This is a genomic window from Sphaerisporangium melleum, from assembly GCF_014646695.1.
GTDB classification, from domain to species: Bacteria; Actinomycetota; Actinomycetes; order Streptosporangiales; family Streptosporangiaceae; genus Sphaerisporangium; species Sphaerisporangium melleum.
The window spans coordinates 282,980-309,558 of record NZ_BMNT01000001.1 but is presented as its reverse complement, the minus strand read 5'-3'; the positions used below and the strand labels follow the sequence as shown (position 1 = coordinate 309,558).

Below are 26,579 nucleotides of genomic sequence, written 5' to 3'. Positions count from 1 at the left end.
CTGGGGCGGCCTCTTTGACGCCTGGGGCGTAAGCGCGGTCTGCCTCGCCGAGTAGGCGCTCGACCTGCCTTGCAGCGTTCTGGTCCGCAGACTTGAGCCAGGAGAGGGCGGCGGGCCGGATTCGCCGAGTGAAGGGGCGAAAAGACTCTCAGGCAGCAGAACGCTGTCCAGGTGGAGTTGGCCGAGGCCGCTGTCGAGCTCGACCGGGTGGAGGCGGCGGCGGACGAGGTACGTGCTCGGAGTCGAGCCGTCCGGCACCTGCTGGACGACGTGCGTGGAGCCCGCGTGACGAGGCTGCGGCTGCTGCGCCGGCTGCTGGAGGAAGAAGACGATTACGCCCACTTGACGCAGGAGCAGCGTGCCCAGGTGAGAGTCATGGTCTCGCTGGCCGCCACCGTGGTGACGGTGATGGGCACGCGCATCGTCGATGCCGAGGGCCGTGCACGGCTGCGAGAACGTGACTCGGCGTCCAGGTCGCGTTCGGCGTCGTGCGCTGCGAGAGCGGCGCAGAAGGCGTAATAGCGGACATAGCCCGAAATTGTGGAGACTTTCGATACGAGCACTTCTACAGGTCGCAGCACAAAGGATGGATGGGCGCTCGAAATCAGGCGTGATACCCCTGTCCCGCAGGCTTTATGGCAGGATCAGGCGGCGAGATGCGTAGTTTCCCCCGATCGTCGTTCGTGGGTTCATACTGCTTGAACTGGGCCCTCTCGGTCTCTAACGCATCGCCTGCCGGCAACTCCAATGCCGACCATGTCGGTGCCGTCGCGTCCACCGTCGCCTCGCCTAGCACTTCACCTGGCGCGATACCGCGCCGGGCGAGCTCGTCCCACAGGGGAAGCAGAGCGGCGTCAGGATCAAAGGAGAACTCGCTTTCCCGTACGCGCCAGAATCGCCAGCCTGCCCGCTTCAGCTCGCGTTCACGGTCGAGGTCCTGATCCCGCTGCTCCGGCGTTCCGTGCCAGAAGTCGCCGTCACACTCCACCGCGAGCCGGCCCTTGGCGCCGCTCACGACCAGGTCGATGCGGCGGCCGTTCACCTCGAACTGTGGGATCACGTGGTATCCGCGTTCGCGGATCCGCAGGAAGACCCGCTGCTCGAAGAGCGAGTCGAAGTCCGGGTGCCGGTCATCCGGCGTGACGTCGGCCAGTGTCCCCGACATCAGCGGTGCCGGAGGATTGGCCATGTACGTGAGCAGCGAGCGACGAAGGCATGCCGGCGACAGCAGGTCGGGGCTGACCGAATGGAACAGCCACATCTGGTCCTTGGCCCGGGAGGCCGCCACATTGAACCTGCGCCGCCACTCGGTGCTCGTCAGAGCGGACCGCCTCTCGGCGACCACCATCGAGAGGAAGACCACGTCACGCTCGTCCCCCTGGAAGTCCGGGGGCGTTCCCACGCGTAGCCGCCGTCTGCTCCACTCCTTGGTGTCCATCCGGTCGAGCAGCATGTTGTGGATGAGGTTCACCTGGCCCGACCCCTGTAGTACGACGACCCCGAACGTCCTGCCGTCATAGGCGGGATCTCCGGCGCACTCGACGATCCTGGCGACGATGGCCTCGGCTTCGACACGGTTGCGCAGACGGGCGTCCGAGCCTTCGGTGTACGCCTCGTGGACCCGGACGACCTTGAGTGGTGGCAGGCGGTCGGCGCCGAACTGGCGGAGGGGGATCAGTGGTTCATCCGAGTAGAACTGCCGTGACGAGAAGTCGATGATCTCGGGCATGCACCTGAAGTGCTCCTTGAGTGGTAGCACGGAGCCGAAACGAATCGCCAGCAGGTCGAACAGGCTCGAATTGGGAGTGAAGGCGTCTCGCAGATAGGCAGGCATGTCCGGCAGGTAGCTCGAGAGCTTGGCGAAGATCGGATCCAGCTCGCCGTGGGTGATGGCCGAGGGCGCGCACTGTTTGTCGTCGCCGACCACGATGACCCGGGGCGCCAGCCACAGCAGGAAGAGCGCTTCGATTCCCGCCTGGCTGGCCTCGTCCACGATGACCACGTCGAAGGAGTCACGGACCGGCGGGATGGTCTCCAGGACCTGCCGCAGCGGCATGATCCAAGCCGGGACCGCGTCCCGCGCGTCGGCCATGGCGTCGCGGGCGTACCCGAGGTACCTGCCGGCGTGCTTGCCGGTGCCCTTGCCCAGCTTGGCCATGTGGTCCTGGTACGCCTTCAGTGCCGTCGTCTGGCTCGAGTTCATCCTGCCGAGAGCCGCCTCCCAAGCCTGCTCGGCCGCGAGCTCCGCGGTGATGCGCATGCCCTGCGCGGTCGCGGCCTCCAGGTCGGCCTCCAGACGCTGCTCCAACCCGGGGCGGCGCTGTTCGGTGAAGAACGCCTGCGCCTTCGCCCATGCCCACGCACGGTCCCAGGTGGAGAACTCGGGCCGCCAGCCTCCTTGCCGCAACATTTCGAGCAGTGCGGGGTGGGTGGCGCGGAGGAGCCCGGCGAGCTCGTCGCACCGCCGCTGGTCGGCGAGTTCGCGATGCGCGCTGGCCAGCGCGTTGAGGCAGAGCTGGTAGGTCGTCGCATCGCGGGCCGCCAGCGCGCGGGCCGCCTCGGACAGCTCCGGTGCCGCGGGGCCGAGCCCGATCTCGTGACGCAGTCGGGTGTGGAGGGCGTCGAGCTCGGCTGTGGCCCGCTCGGCCTCGACGATCAGCCGGACCGCGCGCAGAGCAGAGGTGTAGTCGGTCCAGGCTCGGGGCGTGCGGAGCGGCAGGTGGACACCGGCCCGGACGAGTTGCGTCGACGTCTCGGCCACGGCCGTACCGAGCTGTCGAATGTGGCCCAGCTTGTCGTACGCGTCGGTGAGCCGGGCTACCGTACGCTGAAGCGGAAGATCGGCGGGGAACTCCACACCCACCAATGCCCAGCCGCGCGAGAGCTCTTCCACCGCGACCCGGCCCTCCAGGTCAGCGATGACCAACGTGAGCAGCTCGGGGTTCGACGGTACGACTCCGTCGACCAGCGTGCCGTTCAGCCATGGTTCGGCCTGTTTCTGCACAGCGGGCCGGAACGGGCCGCGCTTCAGCTGGTGGCCGGCGGCGAGGTGGTCGTGCAGGGCGCGGGCGGAGCGCAGAACGGCGGCGGCACCCCCTGCCACTTGGGGCGAGGGATAGTCGATTCTCCTGAAGCCGAGCGTCTCGACCGCGCGTCGCGCGTCGGCGAGCCGTGCGGCGTGCGCGGCGAGCTGATCCCAGATCGCGGTCTCCCGCCGGGCCAAGATGTCCATGAGCGCGCGGACGGTCCAGTCGTCCAGGTCCCAGGCTTCGGCGTCGTCCGGCAGCCCGAGCTCGCGCAGTAGCCGGGTGCCATCGGACGCCACCCGGTCGAGGTGGGCGAGTAACGAGATGTCGAGATGTTCCAGACGTGCCGAGATTTCCGTCCGGGCCTCACGAGCCGAAGCCTGCGCCGCCTGTTCGGCCGCGATGAGGCCCCGCACGGTCTCGACCGCGGGAAGGGCGGACACGTCAGGGATCCGCTGGGCCTGCCGCGCACGCCGTTGGGGCGTCTCCGTTGTCAGCAGTTCCACAAGTTCGGCCGCTTCGCCCACCGAGAAGGGAGGGACCACAGGCGCCGTGGCGGGCGGTAACGGCATCCACCCGCAGTGCGTCTCCTCCTTGTGGAGGCGCCCGACGATGGCCGTGAGCGTTCCGGAGTAGCCTGGCGCCACCTCTGGGTGCACATAGGTCTCCGACTCGCGCAGCGCGCGCACGCGCTCGGTGAGGTTCGCGATCCTGCGGCGCGCGGAGTCGAGCTGGTGCCGTTTCTCGGTGATGACCCGCGCCTGGTGTTCCGCGTCGAAGCCTGAGAAGCGGGCGGACAGTGCCTTGATCCCGCCTTCCAGTTCCGGGGAGCCGCCCCGCCCGAGGTCGGTCATCGACACGCACAACTTGGCGATCTCTTCGGGGAGCTTGTCCCGGAGCACTCGCAGGGCTTGGGCCTTCTGGCTGGTGACCAGCACACGCTGGCCTTGCGCGAGGAGCGCGGACAGCAGGTTGGCGATGCTGTGCGTCTTGCCCGTGCCTGGCGGCCCCTGGACCACCACGCCGTTGCTTCCACGCAGGCGCTCCATGATCTTGCGCTGTTCCGGGTTGGCCGGCAGGGGGAACAGCGGGTCTTCGCCGATCGCCCCACGGGACGTGGTGGCCCGCTCGCGTAAGAAGGCCATGCGCTCGGCGGGCTCGAGCGCGCTCACCAACTGGGCGAAGCCGAGAGGCGCCTGCGGATCCGGACCGGTCAACGTGTCCATCATGGCGTCGTAGTACGAGATGAGCGAGCCGCGGTCGCGCTTGCGCAACACCAGCGCGGGGGCGAACCGTACTTCCGCCGGACCGGTGGCAGCCGAAGGCGGCTCCCACGCGCTCTGGTAATCGGCGGTCGCTTCCAGTCCACGGTCGCACCAGGACTTCAGCACGTCGACGACTGAGTCCTGTAGTCCAACGCCCTCTCCTTCACGGACACGTTCACGGAGGCGCTCGCTTCGCTGGAAGGTCACTCCCGGGAGATCGGCCAGCAATTCCCGATCCTGGAGCACTGGGGACGTCTCGCCGAGCACCACGTCCATGCGCTCGGTGTCCGGGTCCACACGCAGATGGACACGCGTCCGGATGAGGTGATTCCGGACGCGGGTGCCGTCTGGAGCGATCCACGACAACAAGCCGACCGCGAGAACGAGTTCCATCTCGTCCTCCATCGGGCCGAGCTGGGTGTGGACCGAGTAGAGGTCCCGGTGCCAGTCCTGCCGACGCCGTCGCTCGCGCTCCTGTTCAGCCCACTCCTGCCATCGTGGCAGCCACCTCCTGTACCCCTCGACGACATCGGGCCGATCGTCCTGCCGCTCAGGGCGGAGCCGTAGCTCGCCATCCTCGCCGGTCTCCATTACCTTCTCTGGACCGTTCCCAGCCAAAGGAGGCGCTGTCAGACCGGGATCGGCGACCTCGTTCTGGCGGAGCCACCCGCTCAGCACATCCGGCGCGGCGGGCGGAAGCACGCTGCGCTCGCGCTGAACCGACAGCACCACCTCGCCGTGTCCGGCCGTCCGGTCGGCCTGGATGGCCGTAGGCAGATCGGCCAGCCACAGCACCCGGTCGTGGTCGCGCACATCTCGGAGGGGAGGGCGCCGGGCGGTGGCGAGGTTGCGGAGGAACTCCACCAGTCGCGCCGTGGCGCCGACGAGTTGCGGGTCGCGGGCGCGGGACTTCGCCCCGTTCATGCGGATCCTCCTTCAGGTCGGTGCGGCAGTGCCACCTTGGCCGAGATCACTTGGCAAGAGGGCCTCCGGGCCGGGTGCCAGGTGCAGGTGTCGCGTCCGAAAGCGCGGGAGTCGAGGTCGGGCCGGGATGTCGTGCTCCTGCAGTGGAGGCGGCTGCGGGACATCCCTTGGCATGGAATCTCGCTCACCGTCGGCCACAGGCATGTCACAAGGAGACAGATCGTAGCCCGCGAGCACTTGGTGATCTACTGGAACGGTGTAACGGTTGAATCTCGTAGCAAAGCTTCCTGCTCGGCCAGTGTGAAAAGCGACCACCGTTTCAGTGGATCTTCTCGTCGTGACACTCGAGCCTCAGGTAAACCTCCCGCCGCGAATGGCCGTCCTGCAACGACGGCAGAGCGCCACGAATTCGGTAGCCGCTTCGGTCGCGATGCTGTGACGTCCTGGTCCATGGCGAGGAGCGAAGCCGCATGGGTAGAGGTCTGGAGCGTAAGCTCGTCAAACTCTTGACCAAGGCCTTGTCGCAGGGGCCGGTGCGTCAGGAGGAACTCCTGGCCCTGCTGGAACGCTCCGGGGTGCGCGTCGAACCGGGCGTTTTATGGGAGATATGCAGAAACCACTCGATCGCCGAGCTTCACGGCGATACCTGGATACCTCGGGGGTTCGGTCAACCGGATCGAGAAGTCGTTCTGGATCCTGATCAGGCGGATCGCCGGACCATCGCCGACCACGACGATCGGCGGCCCGCCGAAGAGGTCGCGGCCGAGGCCGAGGTGTTACGGCTGACCACTCGGCTGGGAATTCCAGCGGTCGAGCCGGTGCCCTCATCAAAACCCGTGCCGGCTCTCTGGCCGGAGGTCGCGACGAACGCCGCCCGCGCCTTCGGTGACGAACTCGAAGCGGTTTCCAGACGCCGGACGCAGACGGATGTCCCGCTCACCCTGGGCGCGAAGGTCGGCCGGACGGGGACCCGTACGATCATTCGGTTCGAGGCCCAGGGCGAGCTAGGTGTCACCGAGGGGACGCCCGCCACTCTGGTCGTCAGGGATGCTCATTTCGACGTCGAAGTGGTCTCGATCTTCGGCAACGTCGTGACGTTGTCGATGCCGGCGGACGCGCCGGCCGCGACGGAGGCCACTCTACGGGTGGACCTTTCGTGGCTGCTCATCGCGCAGAGCCGACGGCTGCGGGAGCTCGAACGCGGTGGGCCGGGGTTCGACGCCGGTGCCGCTCTGGAGGTCGTGACGCGAACGCATCAGCACGATGGTGCATCCCGCGTGCAGCCGCACCCTGACATGTCCCGCGGTCTGAACGCAGGACAGCACGGTGCCGTCGAGCTGGCGTCGACGCCGGGCCTCACCTGGCTGTGGGGTCCACCTGGCACCGGTAAGACGACGACCATCTCCGCGTTGGTGACGGAGCTGCGGCGCCAGGGCAAGCGAGTGCTGCTCGCCGCCCCGACCAATGCGGCACTGGACGTGGCGATCGGCGCCGTCCTGCGACGTCTTCCCGATCTCGAGGAGGGCCAGGTGGTACGGCTCGGCCAGCCGGCGGACCTGTCGCTGGTCGACAGGGCGTGCGGTCGCGTTCTCGTCGACGAGATCGCCGCCGCACGCGGGGAGCCCATCGCCCGGCGCCGGGTGGATGTGGGCCGGGAGCTTCGGGAGACCCGGCGAATGCTCACCCCGTTGAAGCGCCCGGTCAAGGAGCTCTCCTCGAAGCAGGAGGCGACCCGTCTGGAGCTGGAGACCAGAATCGCCGAGTTGCAGGCTCTGCAGCGCGAGTTGGACAAAGGACTGCTCCGGGTACGGCGTCAGGTCTGCAGAGAGGCGGCCGTCGTCGCGGCCACGGCCCATCAGGTGGTCCTCGACACCCTCAAGGAGCTGACCTTCGACGTGGTCGTCCTCGACGAGGCCAGCATGACCACGGCGGCGCTGGCGATGCTCGTAGCGGGGGTCGGCAACGGGCACACGGTGATCGCGGGCGACTTCCGCCAGCTTCCCCCGATCGCGGTCGCGGACACTCCCGCCGCACAGGAATGGCTGAAGCGAAGCCCATTCGAGAAGGCGGGCATTTCGGCGGCGGTGGCCGAGGGGCGTCACCCCACTCGTCTGGCCGCTCTCACCGAGCAGTACCGTATGCGGCCGCCCATCGGCGATGTCGTCAGCACGGCCTTCTATCCCGAGAGTCCTCTGGTGACGGCTCCCGCCGTCGTGGGCAGAAGCCTGCGCAGCCGGGCGCCATGGGCGAGCAGCGACCTGGTCGTCATCGACACCTCTGGTCTGCAGGCCCGCACGGCACGCAGGCAGGGCATGTTCTCGCGGTACAACCTCGCGCATGCGCAACTCGCCGCGGCCATGATCGGCGGCGCGAGCAGCGACCTGCACGACCTGGCGCTGATCACTCCCTTCGCGCCGCAGGCACGACTCCTCGAGTCGCTGTTGCCGGAGGAACACACGGAGGACTGGGCGGCGTCCACGGTCCACCGCTTCCAGGGCGCTGAACGCGACATCGTCGTCTACGACACGGTGGACACCGGCCACGGGATCACGTCCCTGCATCCCTGGTTCACCCAAGGAATAGCAGGAAGCGAGGGCGCGAGACTGCTCAACGTCGCGGCGAGCCGTGCCCGCGACAATCTTGTGGTCATCGGTGCCCTCGACGTTCTGCACCGGACGAAGGCCACGCGAGACGCAGTGTGGACCTTCTTCGCTCACCTGCTCGACCGAGCCGAACATCTCCCATGGGAGAAGCTGCTCACCTACTCCGCAGGCCCTACCGAGCTTGTCGAGAGCCGGCTCGTCGATCGTCTCCAGGAGGACCTGGCGGGGGCCGAAACCGTGGAGATGTGGTTGCCGCGAGGGCCGCTCAACCACCTGCCCGCACTTATCCCGGCCCTCCGGTCCATCCGTGCCAAGGACTCGGAGATCGAGGCGGTGACTCTGTGGGTCGAGCCGGAACCGGACGGTTATCTGCCCGCCGAAGCCCTGCGGGCCCGACGGGAGGGAATCAACGTCCGGCCGCTGACGCCGATCCACGAGTCCGGCGCCGTGATCGGAGACGCGGTCTGGTCCTCCTCCTCGGCCCTGCTCAGCACCAGCCCCGGCGTCGTACTGCGCACCGAGCATCCCGCCTTCGCCGACGCCGTCCGACGCGCTCAGCGGCGCCGTCCGGGAGTGGCACCGGGCACGGGGCAATTGGGCGACGACTGCGGCCGGTGCCGCCACATGCTGATCCGCTACGAAGCCGGCGCCCGGGGAGGCGCCGACCTCCGGTACGAATGCCCTGCCTGCGACCGGCTGCCCCGCACCACCCGTGCCCGCCGTTCAGCGAGCTACGTCCGACGATGACCGGCCGATCCACGCCGCCTACCCTGTCGTTCCGCGTGGCCGTGGAAACCGCGGTCGTCGCCCCTCATAGCTTCGGCCCCTGGAGCTACTCCATCCATTCCTTCGGTGTCGGGTGACACTGCTGCCACGGGTGGAGGTGGCGAATCCCGGGCGGGAGTCACGGAAGGCGGAATAGGGCGCGTGCGCGCTCCTGAGGCGGCGGGGAGGGCGAAGCCGGGGGCCTTGCCGCGGAGCCGTTGTTCAGGGACGTGGCATGGCGTAGGCGGGAGGTGGTCGATCTCTGGTCGTTTGGTGGGAAGGGGTTGAGGGTTGGGCACGGGTGATGCCATCGTCATTGCGTTATGTAGTCGCGCGATCACCCAGGGGGTTCACCGTGGAGGCACAGGGAGAGCAGTTCCGCCGTCCAGAGCTGGTTCGGGCGCGGCTGCGGCGCGGGTTGAGCCAGGAGGCGGCGGCGGAGGCGGTGGGGGTGTCGGTGACGACGTGGGCGCGGTGGGAGCGGGGTGAGCAGGGAGTGCGGGCCCGGCACCGGGCGCGGCTGGCGGCGGTGTTCCGAGTCGAGACCGCCGATGTCGAACGGTGGGTAGACGGGTGGAGCCTCCCGGAGACACCTTCCTGGCCGCTCGCGGACTGTGGCGACGGTTCGCTGGTGGCTACCGTGAGGTCGGCCGATCTGCTGTGGAGGTTCGAGATGGATCCGTCCCGCCGTCACCTGCTCGCCACGCTGCCGTTCGTCCCGACCGCCCTGGGGGAGTGGCTGACCTCCTGGACCTACGACAGTCCCGCCGCCTCGACCGCGCAAGCGGGTGCGGGCCGTGCGGTCGGCATGGCCGATGTGCGGCGGATCAACGAGGCGCGCCAGGCGTTCTTCCAGATGGACCACCAGTTCGGTGCCGGCCTGGTCCGTCCGGTGGTACTGCGCTACCTCAACAGCAACGTCACTCCGTTGCTGCACGGGCGCTACGACGACAAGGTCGGCGCGGAGCTGATGACGGCGGCGGCCGGCATGAGCCGGATGGCCGGCTGGACCGCCTTCGACATGAGCATGCACGGCCCGGCCCAGCAGCACTTCGGTCAGGCCCTGCGATTCGCAAAGACGGCCGACGCGCCCTTGACGGCTGCCTGGATTCTCACGGCCATGACCCGGCAGGCCATCCACATCGACCAGCCGCTCTGGGCGCTTCGGCTCTCGCGTACTGCGGTGGACGCCGCCCGGAAGGCGGACGCGTCACCGCGCGTCATGGCGCTGATGACCGTGCGGGAGGCCTGGGCGACGGCGTTGCACACCAATCCGGGGGAGTCGGGCGACAGGCACGCCGCCAAGCAGGTCGAACGGCTGATCGGTGAGGCCGAGCGCGCGTTCGAGCAGGGTCCTAGCGACCGTGATCCGGCCTGGATCACTACGTACGAGTCGGCGGAGCTGACCGCCGAGGCCGGACAGTCCTGGCGGCTGCTCGGGCAGCACCAGCGTGCGGTCGTCTGTGCCGAGGCAGCGGTGCAGGCGTTCCAGGGGCACATGCCGCGCTCCGCGCAGTTCAACCAGGTACATGCGGCCGACGCCTACCTGAGCATGGGCGAGCTCGAACAGTCCCTCGACACCGCCCGCGCCGCCGTCCCCGCGGCCAAGTCGCTGAGCTCCACCCGTTCGATCGAGTTCGTCCAGGCCTTCGCCGCCCGCCTCGAACCGCATAGCACCACCATCGCCGTCCGCGAGTTCCGCGACCACCTACGCAGCGAACTGGCCGCCTGAAGCCGCTATCGGCCTATGCGTCAGGGTTCTTCACGCACTCGGTGTCACCGGAAATGTTGATGCCGACGGGGGAGTCGCCGACCCCTGCGCTGATTCCGCCGAAGCCTTCGCGCTTGGCTCCCGCCACGTACTCCTGCGTGTAGTTGATGGTCCATCCTCGCTGCTTGAGAGTCGCGACCACCTTGGTGAACACCGCGTCTGACGTCAGCGACTTGTCGGTTGCGTCGCTGTGGACGTTGATCATGCTCTCCACGTGGGAGTGGTCGGTGCCAACCGCTCCGCCGCAAGGGGCGTCCTTGGCCTGAACGACCACCAGAGGGTCGGCATCAGGGAAGACGGCCTGAATGATCGCTTTTGCTTCAGCGATCAAAGTCTGCCGTGATTGCTCGGGAGTCATCGTGGTATCCGATCCATTCGTACAGGCGGCGACTCCTGTCAGCAGCAAAAGGGCCAGGAGGGCCCTGCCGTAGAAAGCTCTGATCGTCATCGCGCGTTGGTCCCGATACGTGGTGAGAGACGGACGTGAGGAAGGGCAGCGCCTGACTCGCCAGGTTCCCTGGTCGTTCAGAGTAACCAGCCTTTCTTGATCCCGTCGTCCAGGACGGTGGCGGACTCCTTGGCTACCTCACCGATGGACTTGCCGATGATCTCGGCAACATCCTGAGCGGTGAAGTAACCGTCGAGCCCCGATTTATGCAGCGCGACCATTGTCGCGGCTACGAGAGACTCTTTGCTCAGAGTCGCTGTGGCGGCCAACGTCTTCGCATCCGGGCCACCCGCCTGCAGCCACTTGATGACGGGTTCGAGGGCGGCGCCGAGCTCGCCGGTCTTCCACTGCGGCACTCGGCTTTGCATCTCATGGACCAGCATCCGGGCGAAGCCGGCTCCCCTCTGTTCGTCGTCGAGCTTCGGTGAGCCGGTGAACGTCTGCAGGCGCCCGTCTCCCACGAGAACGGTCTGTAGATTGCTCAGCGCCGTGTTGTCGGCCATGTAGTACTGCGAGTGACCAGCGGACCGGCCCGTGGCGAGCCGTTGGATTCCGGTCATCTCGGCGGGATCCTTTCCGTGCGCCTCGGTGTAGGAGACCCAGTCGCCGGGCGCGCGCATGGCGAAAACCGGGGTACCGGGCGGAAGCTTCAAGCTCGCCACGCTCTTGACGTTCGGGCCGAGACCGGGGCTGCCCATGAAGACCACGGCGCTGAACGGGGTGCCCTGTTGAAGCGCTTTGCTCGACAGCAGGGTGCCGTAGCTGTGCGCGAAGAGGGAGACCTTGGCATCCTTGGCGATCTCCAGACCGGCGCGGAAGGAGTGCAGGTCTGACGCGCCCGCCTCCGCCTTGTTCGGCAAGGGGGCGTCACCGAACTCGGGGGTGTCGTAGCCCAGCCAGGTGATGACCGCCGTTCCGGGCAGATCCTTACCTGTCCGGCGGTCCTTGATGAGTGCCTGCGCGTCCTTGGCGATATCGCCATAGTTGTCCAGGCGGTTGGTGATGCCGGGGACCATGACGGCTACGTGGGTGGCCTTGCCGAGGTCGCCGAAGACCTCGGCTACCCGGCCGTCGTTGGCCGGGTCGAAGAGAAGGAACTGGCGGGGCTTGGACTGGCCGTCGCCGGTGATGCGTGGCTGCTGGAACTCGGTCAGGCGGGCCAGGCGCTTTTCGAGCAGGGGGATCTGGGGGTTCTTGGGGTCGGTGGCCTTGAGGGTGGCGAGTTCACGCTGTTCGTGGGCGAAGTCGCGTTCGATGAGCAGTTTGTTGGCGGCGAAGCGGACGTTGCTGGGGGCGCCGTCGAGGCCGCCGACCAGGGTCGGCTGGTTGGCGGCGAGCCAGGACCGTTCGTCGGCCTTGAGCTTCGCGAAGTGCGCCCGGACGGCGGCGGCCCGCTGCTCGGGGGTGGCGGCCTTGTTCGTGGCGAGAACGGCTTTCAGGTCGCTACTTAATCGTGTGCCCTCTTTGCCCGATATCGAGCCGATGGACGTGGTGAGGCCGAAGGTTTTGAGGGCGCCGAACGGGTCGCCGCCCTTCTCCGCCGTGCGTGCGATGGAGGCCCGGTTCAACAGCTCCGCGGGAGTGTCCGTGGCCCAGCGCAGCACGCTGACCAGCGGACCGGCCTGTGCCTGGCCGATGAGCTGTCCAGCGCGGGCGTAGTACTGCTCGGCGAGTTGCCGTCGGTCGGTGAGGAGTTTGGCGAGTTGTTCCAGTTCCTCCGGGTCGACCAGGCGCTCGGGCTCCACCGGCCGCAATCTACCTGCGCTTCGCCCCTTATGGAAGGATTCTCGGTGATTGCTATGGGCCGCGGGGGCGGGGGTGCGATGTCGCAATATGACGAATTCATACGTTTGGCGCACGAAGCGGATGATTTGGCGGAAGCGGTCGAAGAAGTCCTCAAGCCCGTCCACGACATGCTCGGCCGGATGCGCTGGAACGGTCCGCACCGCGACCGTGTACAGACCGAGATGGGTTCGATGGCCCAGGCGACCGGAACGGTCGCGAGCCGGCTGAGGGAGCGGGCCGAACTCTTTCGCCAGGCGGCCGAGGCGAGCAGGTCCGGCCTGGAACGCCTCCCCGAAGCGGTCCTCGAAGGGCTGCTCGGTCCTGCCGGAGGGCTGCTGCATGACCGCTACCTGCGTTGACAGTGGTGGCCGGTCGGGTAAACCATTTGCCAGGGCCGAGAGTCATCTGTGGTGAACGTGTCGGGATCAGGGGTGTCTCCGGCTTTCAGAGTGGCCGCATCGCGCCAGGCCACTCCTCTTCTGTGAATCGAGTCCACATCGTTGGATGTTCTGTGGACAGTTTCCCATCCCTTGCTCTACAGTGCTGTACACGCCGACAGGTTCACTGTTCGGAGTAAGAATGTTGTTTGTCCAGAAATGCCCCGTCGAGACTTATTCGGGGGATGTCTCGCTCGTGGCGGAAGTGCCGGCTTTCCATGGCCGGGTACTGGACCGTTGGCGAGGAGAAACAGTGACGATTGCGCCGTCGGAGCGGCCGGTGGCCGGCTCCCTGGTGGCGGTCCGCGGACAGCGGTGGGTGGTCGGCGAGTCCGAGCCCGCCGAGGCGAGCACGCTCGTCAGGCTGCAGAGCGTCGAGGACGGCCGGTACGGCGAGACGCTCGAGGTGATCTGGGAGTTAGAGCCCGGTCGCCGCTTATTACCGAGCGGTTCGTTACCGGACGTCACCCCCGACGGTTTCGACTCTCCCGAGAGGCTGGCCGCCTTCCTCGACGCCATCCGCTGGTCGGCGGTCACCAGCGCCGACGTGAAGACCCTGCAGGCCCCGTTCCGGTCGGGCGTGGCCATCGAGGACTACCAGCTCGAACCCGTGGCCCGCGCGCTCGACGCGCCCCGCGTGAACCTCCTCCTGGCCGACGACGTGGGACTCGGCAAGACCATCGAGGCCGGCCTGGTGGCCCAGGAACTGCTCCTGCGCAACAGGGCCCGCCGCATAATGATCGTCTGCCCGGCCGGTCTGGTGCTGAAGTGGCAGGACGAGATGGCCGACAAGTTCGGCCTGGACTTCACCATCGTCGACACCGAGCGCTGCGCCATCGTCCGCCGCACTCACGGCAGCGCCGCCAACCCCTTCTCGGTCTACCCGCTGACCATCGTCAGCCTGCCCTGGCTGCGCGGCCAGAAGGCCCAGCGGCTGCTCGGCGAGGTGCTCGACCCGGCCGGCCTGGAACGCCGTTTCGACCTGCTCATCCTGGACGAGGCCCACCACATCGCGCCCGCCGCGCCCAAGCAGGTGTACGCGGTGGACTCTCAGCAGACCAAGCTGATCCGCGGGCTCGCTCCGCACTTCACCCACCGGCTGTTCCTGTCGGCCACCCCGCACAACGGCTACCAGGCGTCGTTCACCGCCCTGCTGGAGATCCTCGACAACCAGCGGTTCGCCCGTGGCGTCGACCCGGACAGGAGCGCCGTGCGGGAGACAGTGGTCCGCAGGCTCAAGCGGGACATCGTTGACGAGCACGGGAACAAGCGGTTCCTGGAGCGGGAGGCGCACGCCATCCCCGTCGAGTACCCGCAGGACGAGCGGCAGGTGCACGCCCTGCTGACCGAGTTCGCCAAGCTGCGGCGTGCCCGGCTCAACACCAGCCACAGAGGGCGCAGGGCTGCCGACCTGGTCACTCTCCTGCTGAAGAAGCGGCTGTTCTCCAGCCCCGCGGCGTTCGAGCACACCCTCGGCGTGTACCTGGAGACGGCGCGCGGCGCGAAGGCCGTCCCCTACACCGAGGCCGAGGACGACTACGACGACTTCCTCGACGAGCTCTACGAGTCCACGGCAACCTTGGACGACGAGGCCCTGGCGGTCGCCGAGGACGACGCCATCGGCACCGCCGCCCCGCTGCAGGGCGCCGCCACCGAGGCGGAGGTCACGCTGCTCAACCGCATGCGCGGCTGGGCGCAGGACTACCAGGCCGCGCCGGACGCCAAGGCCCGCGAGCTGATCACCTACCTCAAGGCGGTGTGCCGCCCGGGTGGCCAGTGGACGAACGAGCGGGTCGTCGTCTTCACCGAGTACCGCGACACCCAGCGGTGGCTGGTCGAACTGCTCCGCCAGGAGGGCCTCGCCGGGGACGACCGGCTGGAGATCCTGCACGGCGGCTTGTCCGCCGAGGAACGCGAGCGGTTGCGGGTGGCCTTCCAGAAGGACCCGAGCGAGCACAAGGTGCGCATCCTGGTCGCCACCGACGCGGCCAGCGAAGGCATCGACCTGCAGAACCACTGCCACCGGCTGGTCAACTACGACATCCCGTTCAACCCCAACAAGCTCGAGCAGCGCATCGGCCGCATCGACCGGTGGGGGCAGAAGCGGACGCCGGACATCCGGCACTTCGTCGGCACCGGCTGGGACACCTCCGTCGACTCCTACGAGGCGGACCTGGAGTTTCTGTCCCGCGTGGCCAACAAGGTCGCCCGGATGGAGGAGGACCTGGGGTCGGTCAACGCCGTGCTCGCGGCGGCCGTGCAGAAGCGCATGCTGCACGACATCACCGACTACGACGTCGAGCGGGCCGGCAAGAAGGGCACCATCCCGGTCGAGACCAACGTCCGCGAGCAGGTGCGCAAGCTGCGCGAGAACCTCGACGCCACCGTCCAGGTGCTCGGCATCACCCCCGCCAACGTGAAACGGGTCGTGGACACCGCGCTCGACCTGGCCCGCCAGCAGCCGCTCAGGCCGCACCTGGACGAGAAGCACCTCGCCGAAGGCCTGCTGGACGTCGCGCCCCTGACCGGCTCATGGGCTCGCGCCACGGCGGGCCTGCTGCAGAAGGCCGTGAAGAAGGACGAGCCGCCACACCAGCGGCCGATCACCTTCGACGCCACGGCCACCATCGACACCGAGGGCCGGGTACGCGACGACGTGGTGCTCGCCCATCTCGGCCACCCGCTGGTCGCCATGTCCACCCGGCTGCTGCGCGCCGCCGTCTCCAACGGCGAGATCGGCCTGCACCGGGTCGCCGCCGTCGTCAGTGACGACCCGGCGCTGGAGACGACGCTGGTCGGCGCGTACTCCCGCTTCCTGCTGGTCGGCGGGGACGGCGTCCGGCTGCACGAGGAGGTGCTGCACGCCGGCGGCTGGGTGCCCGAGACGGGACGGTTCCGCCGGCTGGAGAACCTCACCGTGCTCGGCGGCATCCTCGACCGCGCGCTCAGCGAGGGCACCCCGGCGTCCGCCCCGGTACGCAGCCGGCTGGCGGACGTATGGGAGAAGAGGGTCAGCGGCCCCCTGCTCCAGTCCATCGACTGGCGGGTGGAGCAACTGCGGGGCCAGCTCGACCGCAAGCTCGCCCAGCGCATGGAGGCCGAGCAGAGCCGCCTCGTCGACAACCTCGACCAGTTCACCGCCACCCTGCGCGCCAAACTCGCCGAAGGCGACGAAGAGGACGCCCTGTTCAGCCGGGCCGAGGCGGCCAAGAGCAAGGAAGAGCTGGATCAGTACCGCAAGGACCGCAGATCCTGGGAGGAACGCTTGTCCCACCTCGCCGAGGAACGTGACCGCGAGCTCAAGGTGATCGCGGCCCGCTACCGAGACCCCCAGCCGCACCGGTTCCCGGTGGCCGTGGTCTTCGTCGTGCCGAGGCGGGAGGCGACCCGATGAGGTACCACGTCCCCGAGTTCAGCCACCAGGACTGGCTCAGCCTGGTCGAGGTGTCCGGTCCGTTCCTCAGCCTCCCCGTGCTGCGCGGCACCTGGCCGACGCTCGACGCGGTCGGCAAGAAGGAGCTCGAAGGGCTCCGTCTCGCGCACGCCGCCTGGCAGAAGGGCGGAAGCAGCAGAGAGTGGATCGAGTACGTACTGCGCGACCTGCTCCGCTGGGGCGACGCCGTCCACCTGGGCGGGCTGGACCAGGGCCTCGGCCACCTGGCGATGGACGTGCCCGAGCACGACACCACCGTCACCCCGTCCTTCGCGCTCGCCGTCCCCGGCGGGGAGGCGAAGCCGGACACCGTGCGGCTGCTCGGCATGATCAGCAAGGGTCACCCGACGGCACGCATGAAGACGTCCACCTGGGCCGCCACCCCGGTCGACCGCGTCGCCCAGCTCTGCCGGCACCACGGTGTGGAGCTCGGGCTGGTCACCGACGGCCGCTGGTGGGCGCTGGTCTGGGCGCCGCGCGGCGGGGTCACCACGACGGCGGTGTTCGACGCGATCCCCTGGCCGGAGTCGGCCGAACGCGACGTGCTGCGCGCCTTCGTCTCGCTGCTGAACATCGGCCGGTTCTTCGAGGTCCCGGAGCGGGAACGGCTGCCCGCGCTGCTCACCGCCAGCCTGGACAGCCAGGAGGACATCACCGAGGCCCTCGGCGTGCAGGTGCGCCAGGCCGTCGAACTGCTCGTCGCCGCCATCGGCCGCGCCGGAGTCTCGAACGACGTCAGCGCGCACGAGGTCTACCGCGGCGCGGTCACGGTGATGATGCGGGTCGTCTTCATCCTGTTCGCCGAGGAACGGGGACTGCTCCCTTCCGACAACGATGTGTACGCCACGGCGTACTCGGCCGGACGGCTGTGCGCCGAGCTTGAGCAGCGGGCCGCGGAGGGCACCGAGGACGAGCTGGAGAACACTCAGGCCGCCTGGCATCGCCTGCTCGCCCTGTTCCGCGCCGTCCACGGCGGCGTAGACCACCCCCGGCTCACCATGCACCCGCACGACGGCTCGATGTTCGACCCGGACGCGGACGCCTGGATGCCACTGACCATCGACGACCGGACCGTCATGCACATGCTGCGCGCCGTGCAGTACGTCGAGGTCGGCACCGGCAAGAACCGGGAACGCCGCAAGCTGACCTTCCGCTCCCTGGACGTGGAGCAGATCGGCTACGTGTACGAGGGCCTGCTGTCCTACGAGGGCTTCCGGGCGGCCGACACGGTGGTGGGGCTGATCGGCAAGCCGGGCAAGGAGGAGGAGGTCGACCTCGTCCACCTGGAACGGCTGCGTGCCACCGCCGGCGACGGACTGGCGGCGAAGCTGGCCGAGGAGTACAAGGACTCCGGCATCGGCTCGGCAGGCGCCCTCACCCGCAAGCTCGCCCCGCTGGACGACGCCGCCACCATGGAGGCCACCCGCCGGCTGCTCGCCGCGACCGGCGGCGACGCCGACCTGGCCCGCCGGCTGCTGCCGTTCTCCGGCATCATCCGGGAGGACCTGCGCGGTCTGCCCGTGGTCATCCTGCCCGGTGCGCTGTACGTCACCGAGTCGGCGCTGCGCAAGAACACCGGCACGCACTACACGCCGCGCTTCCTCGCCGAGCAGGTGGTCGAGGGCGCCCTGGAACCGCTGGTTTACTCGCCCGGTCCGTTGCAGACGGCGGACAAGAACGAGTGGAAGCTGCGCAGCGCGGACGACATCCTCAAGCTGAAGATCGCCGACATCGCCATGGGCTCGGCGGCGTTCCTGGTCGCGGCCGCCCGTTACCTGGGGGAGAAGCTCGTCGAAGCGTGGTCCCAGGAGGGCAAGGCGGAGGCGCTGGCGTATCTGGCCGGCGCGGAGGATCGCCGCGTTGACGCCGACGCCGACCCCCTGATCATCGAAGCCCGCCGCCAGATCATCGAACACTGCCTGTACGGCGTGGACATCAACCCCATGGCCGTAGAAATGGCCAAACTCTCCCTCTGGCTCGTCTCCATGGACACCACCCGACCGTTCACTTTCGTGGACGACCGGCTGGTGGCCGGCGACGCCCTGCTGGGCATTACGTCGCTGGAGCAACTCGAATATATGCACATGGATGCCGAAAAGGGCCGGGAAATTCACCATGACATCTTCGACTGGACCGCCGGAGTGAGGTCGACGGTTGCTGAACTGGCCGAACGGCGCCGGGGTATCTCCGAGGTGGAGCTGGGTAATGATCCGCTAAGTGCCCTCGCGAAGAAGCGGGCAGTCCTTGCCGATGTAGAGGTTACGTCGGGTCAGCTTCGCCTTATGGCTGACCTGACTGTGGGCGCAGCACTGGCCTATTCGGGCAAAGGTGAACGAGGCCTCAAAGTGGGATCCGAACAAGTGGCCAAGCTTGCGAATGATGTTCATGCGGGCAAAGGCGAGTTGGGTGCCCGCGAGGCCCGCAAGGGGTGGCTTGCCCCGTACCAGGCGAATGGCGGGTTCAGTAGCCGGCCCATGCACTGGCCACTCAGCTTCCCCGAAGTCTACGAGCAGGGGGGATTTGACGCCATCATCGGCAATCCTCCGTTCTTGGGTGGGCAGAAGTTGACTGGCGCCTTGGGGGTTGCTTATCGCGAGTATCTCATCGCAGCGGTTGGCCGCGGCGTACGCGGTAGCGCGGACCTTGTTGCATATTTTCTGCTCCGCTCCCACGATCTACTCAATGCGGACGGGCAAACAGGTCTCATAGCGACTAATACGCTTGCTCAAGGGGATACTCGAGAGATTGGTCTTGATCAGCTTCTAGTCGAAGGGGTCAATATACGCCAGTCGATCAAGAGCAGGCCCTGGCCATCAAGAAGTGCAGTGTTGGAGTATTGTGCGGTTTGGACCAGTAAGGCGATATTGGGTGAGAGTGCACACCGTAATGCTGATGGGTCTATCGTGTCAGTGATAGCCGCATCGCTGGATGCCGGGTCGCGGGTCACGGGCAATCCTCGGCGTTTACAGGCTAATGATATGTGTTTCATAGGATCCTACGTGCTTGGTCTAGGGTTCACGCTGGAATCGGGTGCGGCGAGGCGGATGCTCGACCAGGATTCGCGCAATCGCGAGGTTTTATATCCGTATGTTAACGGACAGGACTTAAACTCGAGGCCGGACTTCTCGGGTAGTCGTTGGGTAATCAACTTCCACGACTGGAGCGAGGAGGATGCTAAGACGTATGTGGAACCATACGATCAGGTCTATCGCTTGGTGAAGCCGGAGCGTGATCAGAACAATCGCAAGGTCTATCGCGACTATTGGTGGCAGTTCGGTGAAAAACGTCCTGCAATGCTGAGGGCCATCGAAAGGTTAGACCGAGTCATCGTGATCGCGCTGGTGAGCAAGGTAGTAATGCCGGTGATCGTGCCGACTGGCCAGGTGTTCTCGCACATGCTTGGTGTCTTCGCTACCGATGACACGGCCATGCTCGCTTTGCTTTCCAGTGCTCCTCATTACTGGTGGGCGGTCGCGAGGGCATCGTCTATGAAGGCAGACCTCCGCTACACCCCATCGGACGTGTTCGAGACGCTGCCACTGCCCGAACTTACGCAGGAGATGCGTGACCTCGGGAACCGGTTGGACACCTACCGCCGCGACCTCATGCTTGCGCGTCAAGCTGGTCTTACCAAGACGTACAACCTGGTCAACGATCCCAAGTGTGACGACGATGACATCGTTGAGCTGCGCCGTATTCATAAGACCATTGATGAGGCCGTGTGCCGAGCCTACGGGTGGGACGACCTGATCGAGCAGCTTGATCATGGGCATCACGATCTCGGGCGGGAGACGCGGTACACCGTTGGCCCCTATGCCCGGCGCGAGCTGGTGGATCGGCTGCTTGAGCTGAACCACGCCCGGTACGCCGAAGAGGTGGCCAAGGGGCTGCACGACAAGGGGGCCAAAAAGAAGGGGCCTCGGGCCGGCAAGAAGCAGGCGTTGGCGGATGGGTCGGTGCAGGAGGCGTTGCTGGAGTGAGCGGGTAGGTAGGCAACGCACGCAGGTGGTTCGCGGCCGTGGTCGGGGGGCTCGGCTGTTCTTGACGATTCAGGTGATCAGAGAGGAAGCCCTCCGTGTACGACCGGCAGGAACCGCTCTTCGCGGCACAGGCCGAGCAGGCCGACCTGTTCGCCGACAACGCCGGCAGCCCCGCGAACGCCGACACTCCCAACGCCGCCGGCAGCGGGGGGAACGTCGATGGTGCGGGCGGCCCCGGTGACCACGGCGACGGTGCCAAGACGGCGGACGCCGGCTCCGCCGCACTGGGCTCCGCCGCCGACGAGCCTGCCTTACCCGGCTCCGAGCAACCGGCGCCGCGCGGCCTCGACGCGCCGCAGGTGTTCACGCCGGCCACGTCGTTCGAGGTCAGGGACGCCTTCCAGAAGTACGTCCACCTCGACCTGCTCGGCCCCTGGGAGGGGGACACCGAGGAGCTCCCGGCGCGGTCTCCCGGCCCACGCGAGCGTTACCTGGTCGGCATGCTCGGGCCGAAGCCGTCCGCGCGGTCGATGGAGGAGGCCGCCGACGAGGTGCCGGACACCGAGATCGGCGCCGAGGGCAGCGGCGAGGACGGCGAGCTGCCCGACAAGCTGACCCCGCAGAACCTCGGCCGCATCTGGGCCTCGTCCATGGGCATGATGTTCGCGGTGCCCGGCGACGTGGACGTCCTGACGGTCACCGCGTCCTGGGGCCGGTACGCCAAGTCCGAGGTCCAGGTGGACGACGGCAAGGGCGGGACGCGGCCGGCTCAGGCATGGAGCCGCGAGCCGGTGAGCTACGTCAAGCAGATCCGGCTGGACGGCGAGCCGTCGGAGCGCATCCCGCTGACGATGGAGCGGCCCGACGAACGTGGTGTGCTGCTGGCCGTTGGTGTGCGCTCGCAGAAGGACGGGCGGCGGGTCGTCGAGCTGACCCTGATCAACCAGCAGGCGGCACCGGTACGGGCACCCGACACCGCCTGGCTGTTCCAGACCGAGCTCAAGGTCACAGCCCCGCACGCCGCCGGGGAGGCCGCTCCCTGCGTCTTCCTGCCCATCGACGACCCGCTCGACGGCGACGCGGGCTTGGCGGAGGACCTGGAGGACCGGCACCTGCGCCTGCTGTACCGGGACGAGCGCCGGTACGCGTCCGGCCGCAACGTCGCCGTGCACGCCGTCGTCCCGGACGGCCAGCGGTGCGCCGCCGAGCTGTACACCACCTGGCTGCCGGTCCACGACGTCCCCGCCACGGTCGCGCCGGTGGGCGAGGGCACTCCGCTCGCCGGGGTCGAGCTGTCCATGGACGCCCTCGCCGACGCCTCGCCCGATGAGCTGGCCGCCGGGCTGATGCCGCTCGCCACCGGCTACGCCGCCTGGCTGGACGTGCAGGAGCAGCGCATCCCCACGCTTCCGGATCCGCTGCGCGAGGCCGCGACGCTCGCGGTGTACAAGGCCCGCCAGGCCGCCCGGCGCATCGAGACCGGCATCGCCCTGCTCAGCGGGCGGCCGCTGCCGACCCCGGCCGGCCCCGCCGACCCTGGTGAGTTCGTCTTCACCGCCGAGCGGCACCGGCAGGCGCTCGCCGCGTTCCGGTTCGCGAACCGGGCGATGGCCGCGCAGCGCCGCCGTACCGCGATGGCGAAGCGGCGGGAGGAGCTCGGACTGACCTACGAGCAGGGCATGGCGCAGGTCGAGGAGGAGGGCGCGAAGGCGGCGTCCTGGCGGCCGTTCCAGCTCGCGTTCGTGCTGCTCAACCTGCCCTCGCTGACCGATCCGGGCCACCCCGAGCGGGCCGCCGACCACACGGCGACCGTCGACCTGCTGTTCTTCCCGACCGGCGGTGGCAAGACCGAGGCGTACCTCGGCCTGACCGCTTACACCTTCGCGATTCGGCGGCTGCAACGGGTCGTCGGCATCGCCGCCGATGCGCGCGACGGCATGTCGGGCGTCGCCGTCCTCATGCGTTACACGCTGCGGCTGCTGACCGCCCAGCAGTTCCAGCGGGCGGCCGCGCTGGTGTGCGCGGCCGAGGTGCTGCGCCGCGAGGACCCTGCGACCTGGGGCGAGGAGCCGTTCCGCATCGGCCTGTGGGTGGGCAACGCGGTCTCGCCGAACTGGTTCGACCAGGCCGACAAGCAGATCCAGGAGGCCAGGGAGGCGCCGGACAGCCGCCGCCGGGCCAACGTGCTGCAAACGCTCACCTGCCCCTGGTGTGGCGAGAAGCTCGTCGCGGGCCGGAACATCGAGGTCGACGTGGAGCGCCGCCGGATGCTGCTCTACTGCGGGCGCGGACGAGAGGGGGACGGCGACTTCTGCCCGTTCTCCAGGCTCGGCGAGGACCGCATGCTGACCGCGCGGCTGGACGACCCCGGGGAGATCGCCGGCCGCCGGGAGGGGTTGCCGATCCTGACCGTGGACGAGGAGATCTACCGGCTGACCCCGAGCCTGGTCATCGCGACCGTGGACAAACTGGCCCAGCTCCCGTGGCGCGGCTTCGCCGGGCACCTGTTCGGCAGGGTCAGCAAGCGCTGCCCCCGGCACGGCTACCGGCACACCGACCTGGACGACGCCATCGGCTGCGGGGACAAGCACCATGCCAAGGGGAAGCTGCCGAAGACGGCCAGCGTGCCGGTCGTCCGGCTCCGTCCGCCGGACCTGATCATCCAGGACGAGCTGCACCTGATCTCCGGGGCGCTCGGCACCACGGTCGGGCTGTTCGAGGCCGCGGTGGACGAGCTGTGCACCTGGCGGGCCGGCGGCCGGGACATCGGGCCCAAGATCGTGGCGTCCACCGCGACCACCAAGCGGGCCGAGCGCCAGGTACTCGGCGTCTTCGCCCGCGGACTCGCGGTGTTCCCGCCGCAGGTGATCGACGTGTCCGACACGTTCTTCTCCCGGCAGGTGCCGGTGACCCCCGCGACGCCGGGGCGGCGCTACCTCGGGGTGTGCGCGCACGGCGTACGGCTGAAGTCGGCGGAGATCCGGCTCGCCGAGATCCTCTTCCTCGCCGGGCAGACGATGTTCGACCGGCACGGCGAGGCCGCCGACCCGTACATGACCGTGGTCGGCTACTTCAACGCCACCCGGGAGTTGGCCGGCATGCGCCGCTACCTGGACGACGACGTGACGACCCGGGTGCGGACGCACGGCAGGCGCAAGGGGCTGTCCGACCGGCTGCTCGCCCGGACGGACCTGCTCAACATCGTCGAGCTGACCTCCCGCATCTCCTCGGCCGACATCAGCGACGTGCTCAACCGGCTGGAGATCGGGTTCGACCCCGAACTCGACACCACCCGGCGGCGGACCGAGATCCGCGACGAACTGATCGACGTGCTGAATGAGAAGGACAAGGAGAAGCGCAGGCAGGCCCACCCGCTCGCCGACCGGTACCTCGACCGCCGCAGTGACCGGCGTAGTGATCGCACGGCCGACCGGCAGCCGGTCGACGTGGTGCTGGCGACGTCGATGCTGCAGGTCGGCGTGGACGTCTCCCGGTTCGGGCTCATGGTGATGACCGGTCAGCCGAAGAACACCGCCGAGTACATCCAGGCGTCCTCGCGGGTCGGCCGGACCGCCGAACGCCCCGGCCTGGTGATCACGCTGTACAACTGGTCGCGTCCCCGCGACCTGGCGCACTTCGAGGACTTCGAGCACTACCACGCGACCTTCTACCGCCAGGTGGAGGCGCTGTCGGTCACGCCCTACACCCGGCGGGCGCTCGACCGGGGCACCACCGCCACCATCGTGGCGGCGATCCGGCACGCCGAGGAGTCCTACTCCGGCAACCGGGACGCCGAGGGCGTGCCGCTGGACGGCGAGCCCGTGCGGCATATCGTCACCCGGATGCTGCGCCGCGCCGAAGCGGTCGGCGGCCCCCGCAGCCGGGAGTACCTGGACGCCCGCATCAAGGCGGTCACGGACATGTGGCAGCAGCGCACGCAGGGGCCCGCACGGCTCGGCTACGAGCGCAGGGCCACCAAACAGGAGACCGTCGCACCGCTGATCGACCGGGCGGGCAACGCGCCGTGGGGTCTGATGACGGTCGGCAACTCCATGCGGGAGACCGAGAACGACATCAACCTGCTACTGCCCGCCAGCGGCGCGATCTTCGACTCGCCCGTCGGCGCGACCGCCTGGGTGTTCGCCACTCCGGACGCGGCGGACGACGACGCCGACATCCCCGTCGGCGACGAACTGGGCGTATCCACGATCGGGGGAGGGGGCAAGTGATGGCGAGCTACTCGCAGTACCGCAGCCGGGTCGGTACGGTCCGGCCCAGCCACCTGATGTTCACCAGCGGCGTGGGCGCCCTGGTTGACCTGCCGAACTTCTCGGTCCTGGTCAAGGGACTGGACGACTGGAGGTATGAGAAACTCGGCGACAAGCATGTGGTGATCACCGAGCCCCGGCTGCTCGCGGCCGTGCAGACCGTGCTCAGCAAGACGGTGAAAGAGCTGAAGCCGGCCCCCTGGCTACCTGGCGCGGACCAGGACCCGAACGGCGAAGCGGCGCGCACCGGCACTCCGGTCGCCCCGTTCCCGAGCTGGATGCGGTGCACCGCGTGCAACCTGCTGGCCCGCATCGACTCCGGGGTCTTCGGCTTCGAGAACGACAAACCGAACAAGCCGCACGAGGCGCGGTTCTTCCACGAGTGCGGCAGGGGACGCAAGAAGAATCTCGTGGTCGGCGCGCGGTTCGTCGTGGCGTGCGGCGCCGGGCACCTGGACGACTTCCCGTACCTGGAGTTCGTGCACCACGGCGGTACGTGCCCGACCGTGGAGAAGCCGCACCTGCTGATGGAGGACTACGGCGGCAACCTCGGCGCGAACGTGCGCATCTCCTGCCAGCGCTGCCCGGCCGACCGCAACATCCGTGAGGTGATGGGCAGGCGCGGCCAGGAACACCTGCCGGGCTGCCGTGGCCGCCACCCGCACCTCGGCACGTTCGCCGGGTGCGCCAGGTCGCTGCACGTGCTGGTCGTCGGCGCGTCCAACCAGTGGTTCGCCCAGACCCTGTCCGCGCTGGCCGTGCCGCAGAGCGGGGCGAGCGAGCTCGACGCGAAGGTCGAGCAGTTCTGGGGGAATCTTCAGCACGTCGCCGGGCCCAACACGCTTCCCTTCCTGCGGTCGATGCCACCGCTGAGCTACGAGTTCGAGAAATGGCAGGATGACGAGCTCCTAGCCGCGATCGAACGCCACCGGACCGGTCTCGCTGCCGGCGAGGCGGATAGCGAGCCCGAGGGGTACCCCGACCTGCGCACCCCCGAATGGCAGGTCTTCTCCGGTACCAAACTGCCCGAACCCAGCGACGAGTTCACCGCCTACCGCCACCCCGACGGCGTGCCGAACCTGCTCAAGGACTTCTACTCGGACGTGATCCAGGTGGAGCGGGTGCGCGAGGTGCGCGCGATGATCGGTTTCACCCGCCTGGACGCCCCCGACCCCGACGACCCCAACCTCGTCACCCGCGCGCCGCTGTCCCGGTCGAAACCCACATGGGTTCCGGCGAGCGAGGTGCGCGGTGAGGGCATCTTCCTGCGGGTGCCGGAGGACCTGCTGGCCGACTGGGAGAGGACCGTCGAGGACTCGGCGGCCATGAAGCTGCACTACGAGGCGTACGGGCGGTTCCGCGAGTACCGTTACTCGGCCCGCACCGGGCAGCCGTTCAACGAGGACACCCGGTACCTGGGCTGGCCCGGGGCACGCTACTACGCGCTGCACACCCTGTCGCACCTGATGATCAGGACCATCGCGCTGGAGTGCGGGTACAACTCGGCCAGCCTCGCCGAACGCGTCTACGCCGGTGACGAGGACGACCCACGCGGCGGCATCCTCATCTACACCGCCGTCCCGGACGCCGAAGGGACCCTCGGCGGCCTGGTCTCCCTCGCCGAACCCGACGAACTGGTCCGCCTGACCCGCCGCGCGCTCACCGAGGCGCGGCGCTGCTCGTCCGACCCGCTGTGCGCCGAGCGGCTGCCGCGCGACCCCGAGGACTTCCTGCACGGCGCCGCCTGCCACGCCTGCCTGTTCGTGTCGGAGACCACCTGCGAGCGTGGCAACCGCTTCCTGGACCGGCGCTTCGTCGTGCCCATCGACCCGTCCGAGCCGGCCCTCTTCCCGGAGGTGCCGTGATCCGGCGCC

11 protein-coding genes are annotated in these 26,579 nt (G+C 68.4%); 8 read left to right on the top strand and 3 right to left on the bottom strand.

The window, feature by feature from the left end; translation table 11 throughout:
• The first annotated feature begins 171 nt into the window (after positions 1-171).
• Positions 172-519: a hypothetical protein gene (locus IEY93_RS01680; protein ID WP_189161110.1), complete on the top strand. Its 348-nt coding sequence runs from the start codon at positions 172-174 to the stop codon at positions 517-519.
• A gap of 85 nt (positions 520-604) precedes the next feature.
• Here IEY93_RS01680 and IEY93_RS01675 read toward each other — a convergent pair whose 3' ends face one another.
• On the bottom strand, positions 605-5,104 hold the full coding sequence (locus IEY93_RS01675; RefSeq protein WP_229690769.1) for a PDDEXK-like endonuclease domain-containing protein: 4,500 nt from the start codon (positions 5,102-5,104) through the stop codon (positions 605-607).
• Positions 5,105-5,685: 581 nt separating this feature from the next.
• Between IEY93_RS01675 and IEY93_RS01670 the strand changes: the two genes are divergently transcribed.
• Both IEY93_RS01670 and IEY93_RS01665 read left to right on the top strand, forming a co-directional pair.
• Positions 5,686-8,565: a DEAD/DEAH box helicase gene (locus IEY93_RS01670; RefSeq protein WP_189161108.1), complete on the top strand. Its 2,880-nt coding sequence runs from the start codon at positions 5,686-5,688 to the stop codon at positions 8,563-8,565.
• Between the two features lie 373 nt (positions 8,566-8,938).
• Positions 8,939-10,315: a helix-turn-helix transcriptional regulator gene (locus IEY93_RS01665; RefSeq protein WP_189161107.1), complete on the top strand. Its 1,377-nt coding sequence runs from the start codon at positions 8,939-8,941 to the stop codon at positions 10,313-10,315.
• A gap of 13 nt (positions 10,316-10,328) precedes the next feature.
• Here IEY93_RS01665 and IEY93_RS01660 read toward each other — a convergent pair whose 3' ends face one another.
• The gene (locus IEY93_RS01660) at positions 10,329-10,802 is read right to left on the bottom strand and encodes a hypothetical protein (protein ID WP_189161106.1); all 474 of its coding nucleotides are present in this window, start codon (positions 10,800-10,802) and stop codon (positions 10,329-10,331) included.
• 77 nt (positions 10,803-10,879) lie between these two features.
• Positions 10,880-12,547, bottom strand: coding sequence for an alpha/beta hydrolase (locus tag IEY93_RS01655; protein ID WP_189161105.1), 1,668 nt, complete (start codon positions 12,545-12,547; stop codon positions 10,880-10,882).
• A gap of 78 nt (positions 12,548-12,625) precedes the next feature.
• Between IEY93_RS01655 and IEY93_RS01650 the strand changes: the two genes are divergently transcribed.
• From IEY93_RS01650 to drmB, 5 genes are all read left to right on the top strand, one after another.
• Entirely contained in the window at positions 12,626-12,946 is a 321-nt protein-coding gene (locus IEY93_RS01650) for a hypothetical protein (RefSeq protein ID WP_189161104.1), read from the top strand.
• Positions 12,947-13,277: 331 nt separating this feature from the next.
• Positions 13,278-16,418 carry a DISARM system SNF2-like helicase DrmD gene (drmD, locus tag IEY93_RS01645; RefSeq protein WP_229690768.1) on the top strand — a complete coding sequence of 1,047 codons (3,141 nt, stop codon included), beginning with the start codon at positions 13,278-13,280 and terminating at the stop codon, positions 16,416-16,418.
• Positions 16,415-20,437, top strand: a complete 4,023-nt coding sequence (locus IEY93_RS01640) for an Eco57I restriction-modification methylase domain-containing protein (protein WP_189161102.1) — start codon at positions 16,415-16,417, stop codon at positions 20,435-20,437. Before drmD ends, IEY93_RS01640 begins: the two co-directional genes overlap by 4 nt.
• Before the next feature lie 95 nt (positions 20,438-20,532).
• Positions 20,533-24,666, top strand: coding sequence for a DISARM system helicase DrmA (drmA, locus tag IEY93_RS01635; protein WP_229690767.1), 4,134 nt, complete (start codon positions 20,533-20,535; stop codon positions 24,664-24,666).
• Positions 24,666-26,570 (top strand): MrfA Zn-binding domain-containing protein, encoded by a 1,905-nt coding sequence (drmB, locus tag IEY93_RS01630; RefSeq protein WP_189161101.1) that lies wholly within the window; start codon positions 24,666-24,668, stop codon positions 26,568-26,570. The genes drmA and drmB overlap by 1 nt, the downstream gene beginning before the upstream one ends.
• Positions 26,571-26,579 lie beyond the last annotated feature (9 nt).

Excerpts from the sequence above, each read along its gene's own strand:
- IEY93_RS01660 (WP_189161106.1), bottom strand. The coding sequence starts at position 10,802 with ATGACGATCAGAGCTTTCTACGGCAGGGCCCTCCTGGCCCTTTTGCTG.
- IEY93_RS01670 (WP_189161108.1), top strand. The coding sequence starts at position 5,686 with ATGGGTAGAGGTCTGGAGCGTAAGCTCGTCAAACTCTTGACCAAGGCC.
- IEY93_RS01640 (WP_189161102.1), top strand. The coding sequence starts at position 16,415 with ATGAGGTACCACGTCCCCGAGTTCAGCCACCAGGACTGGCTCAGCCTG.
- IEY93_RS01650 (WP_189161104.1), top strand. The coding sequence starts at position 12,626 with ATGTCGCAATATGACGAATTCATACGTTTGGCGCACGAAGCGGATGAT.
- drmB (WP_189161101.1), top strand. The coding sequence starts at position 24,666 with ATGGCGAGCTACTCGCAGTACCGCAGCCGGGTCGGTACGGTCCGGCCC.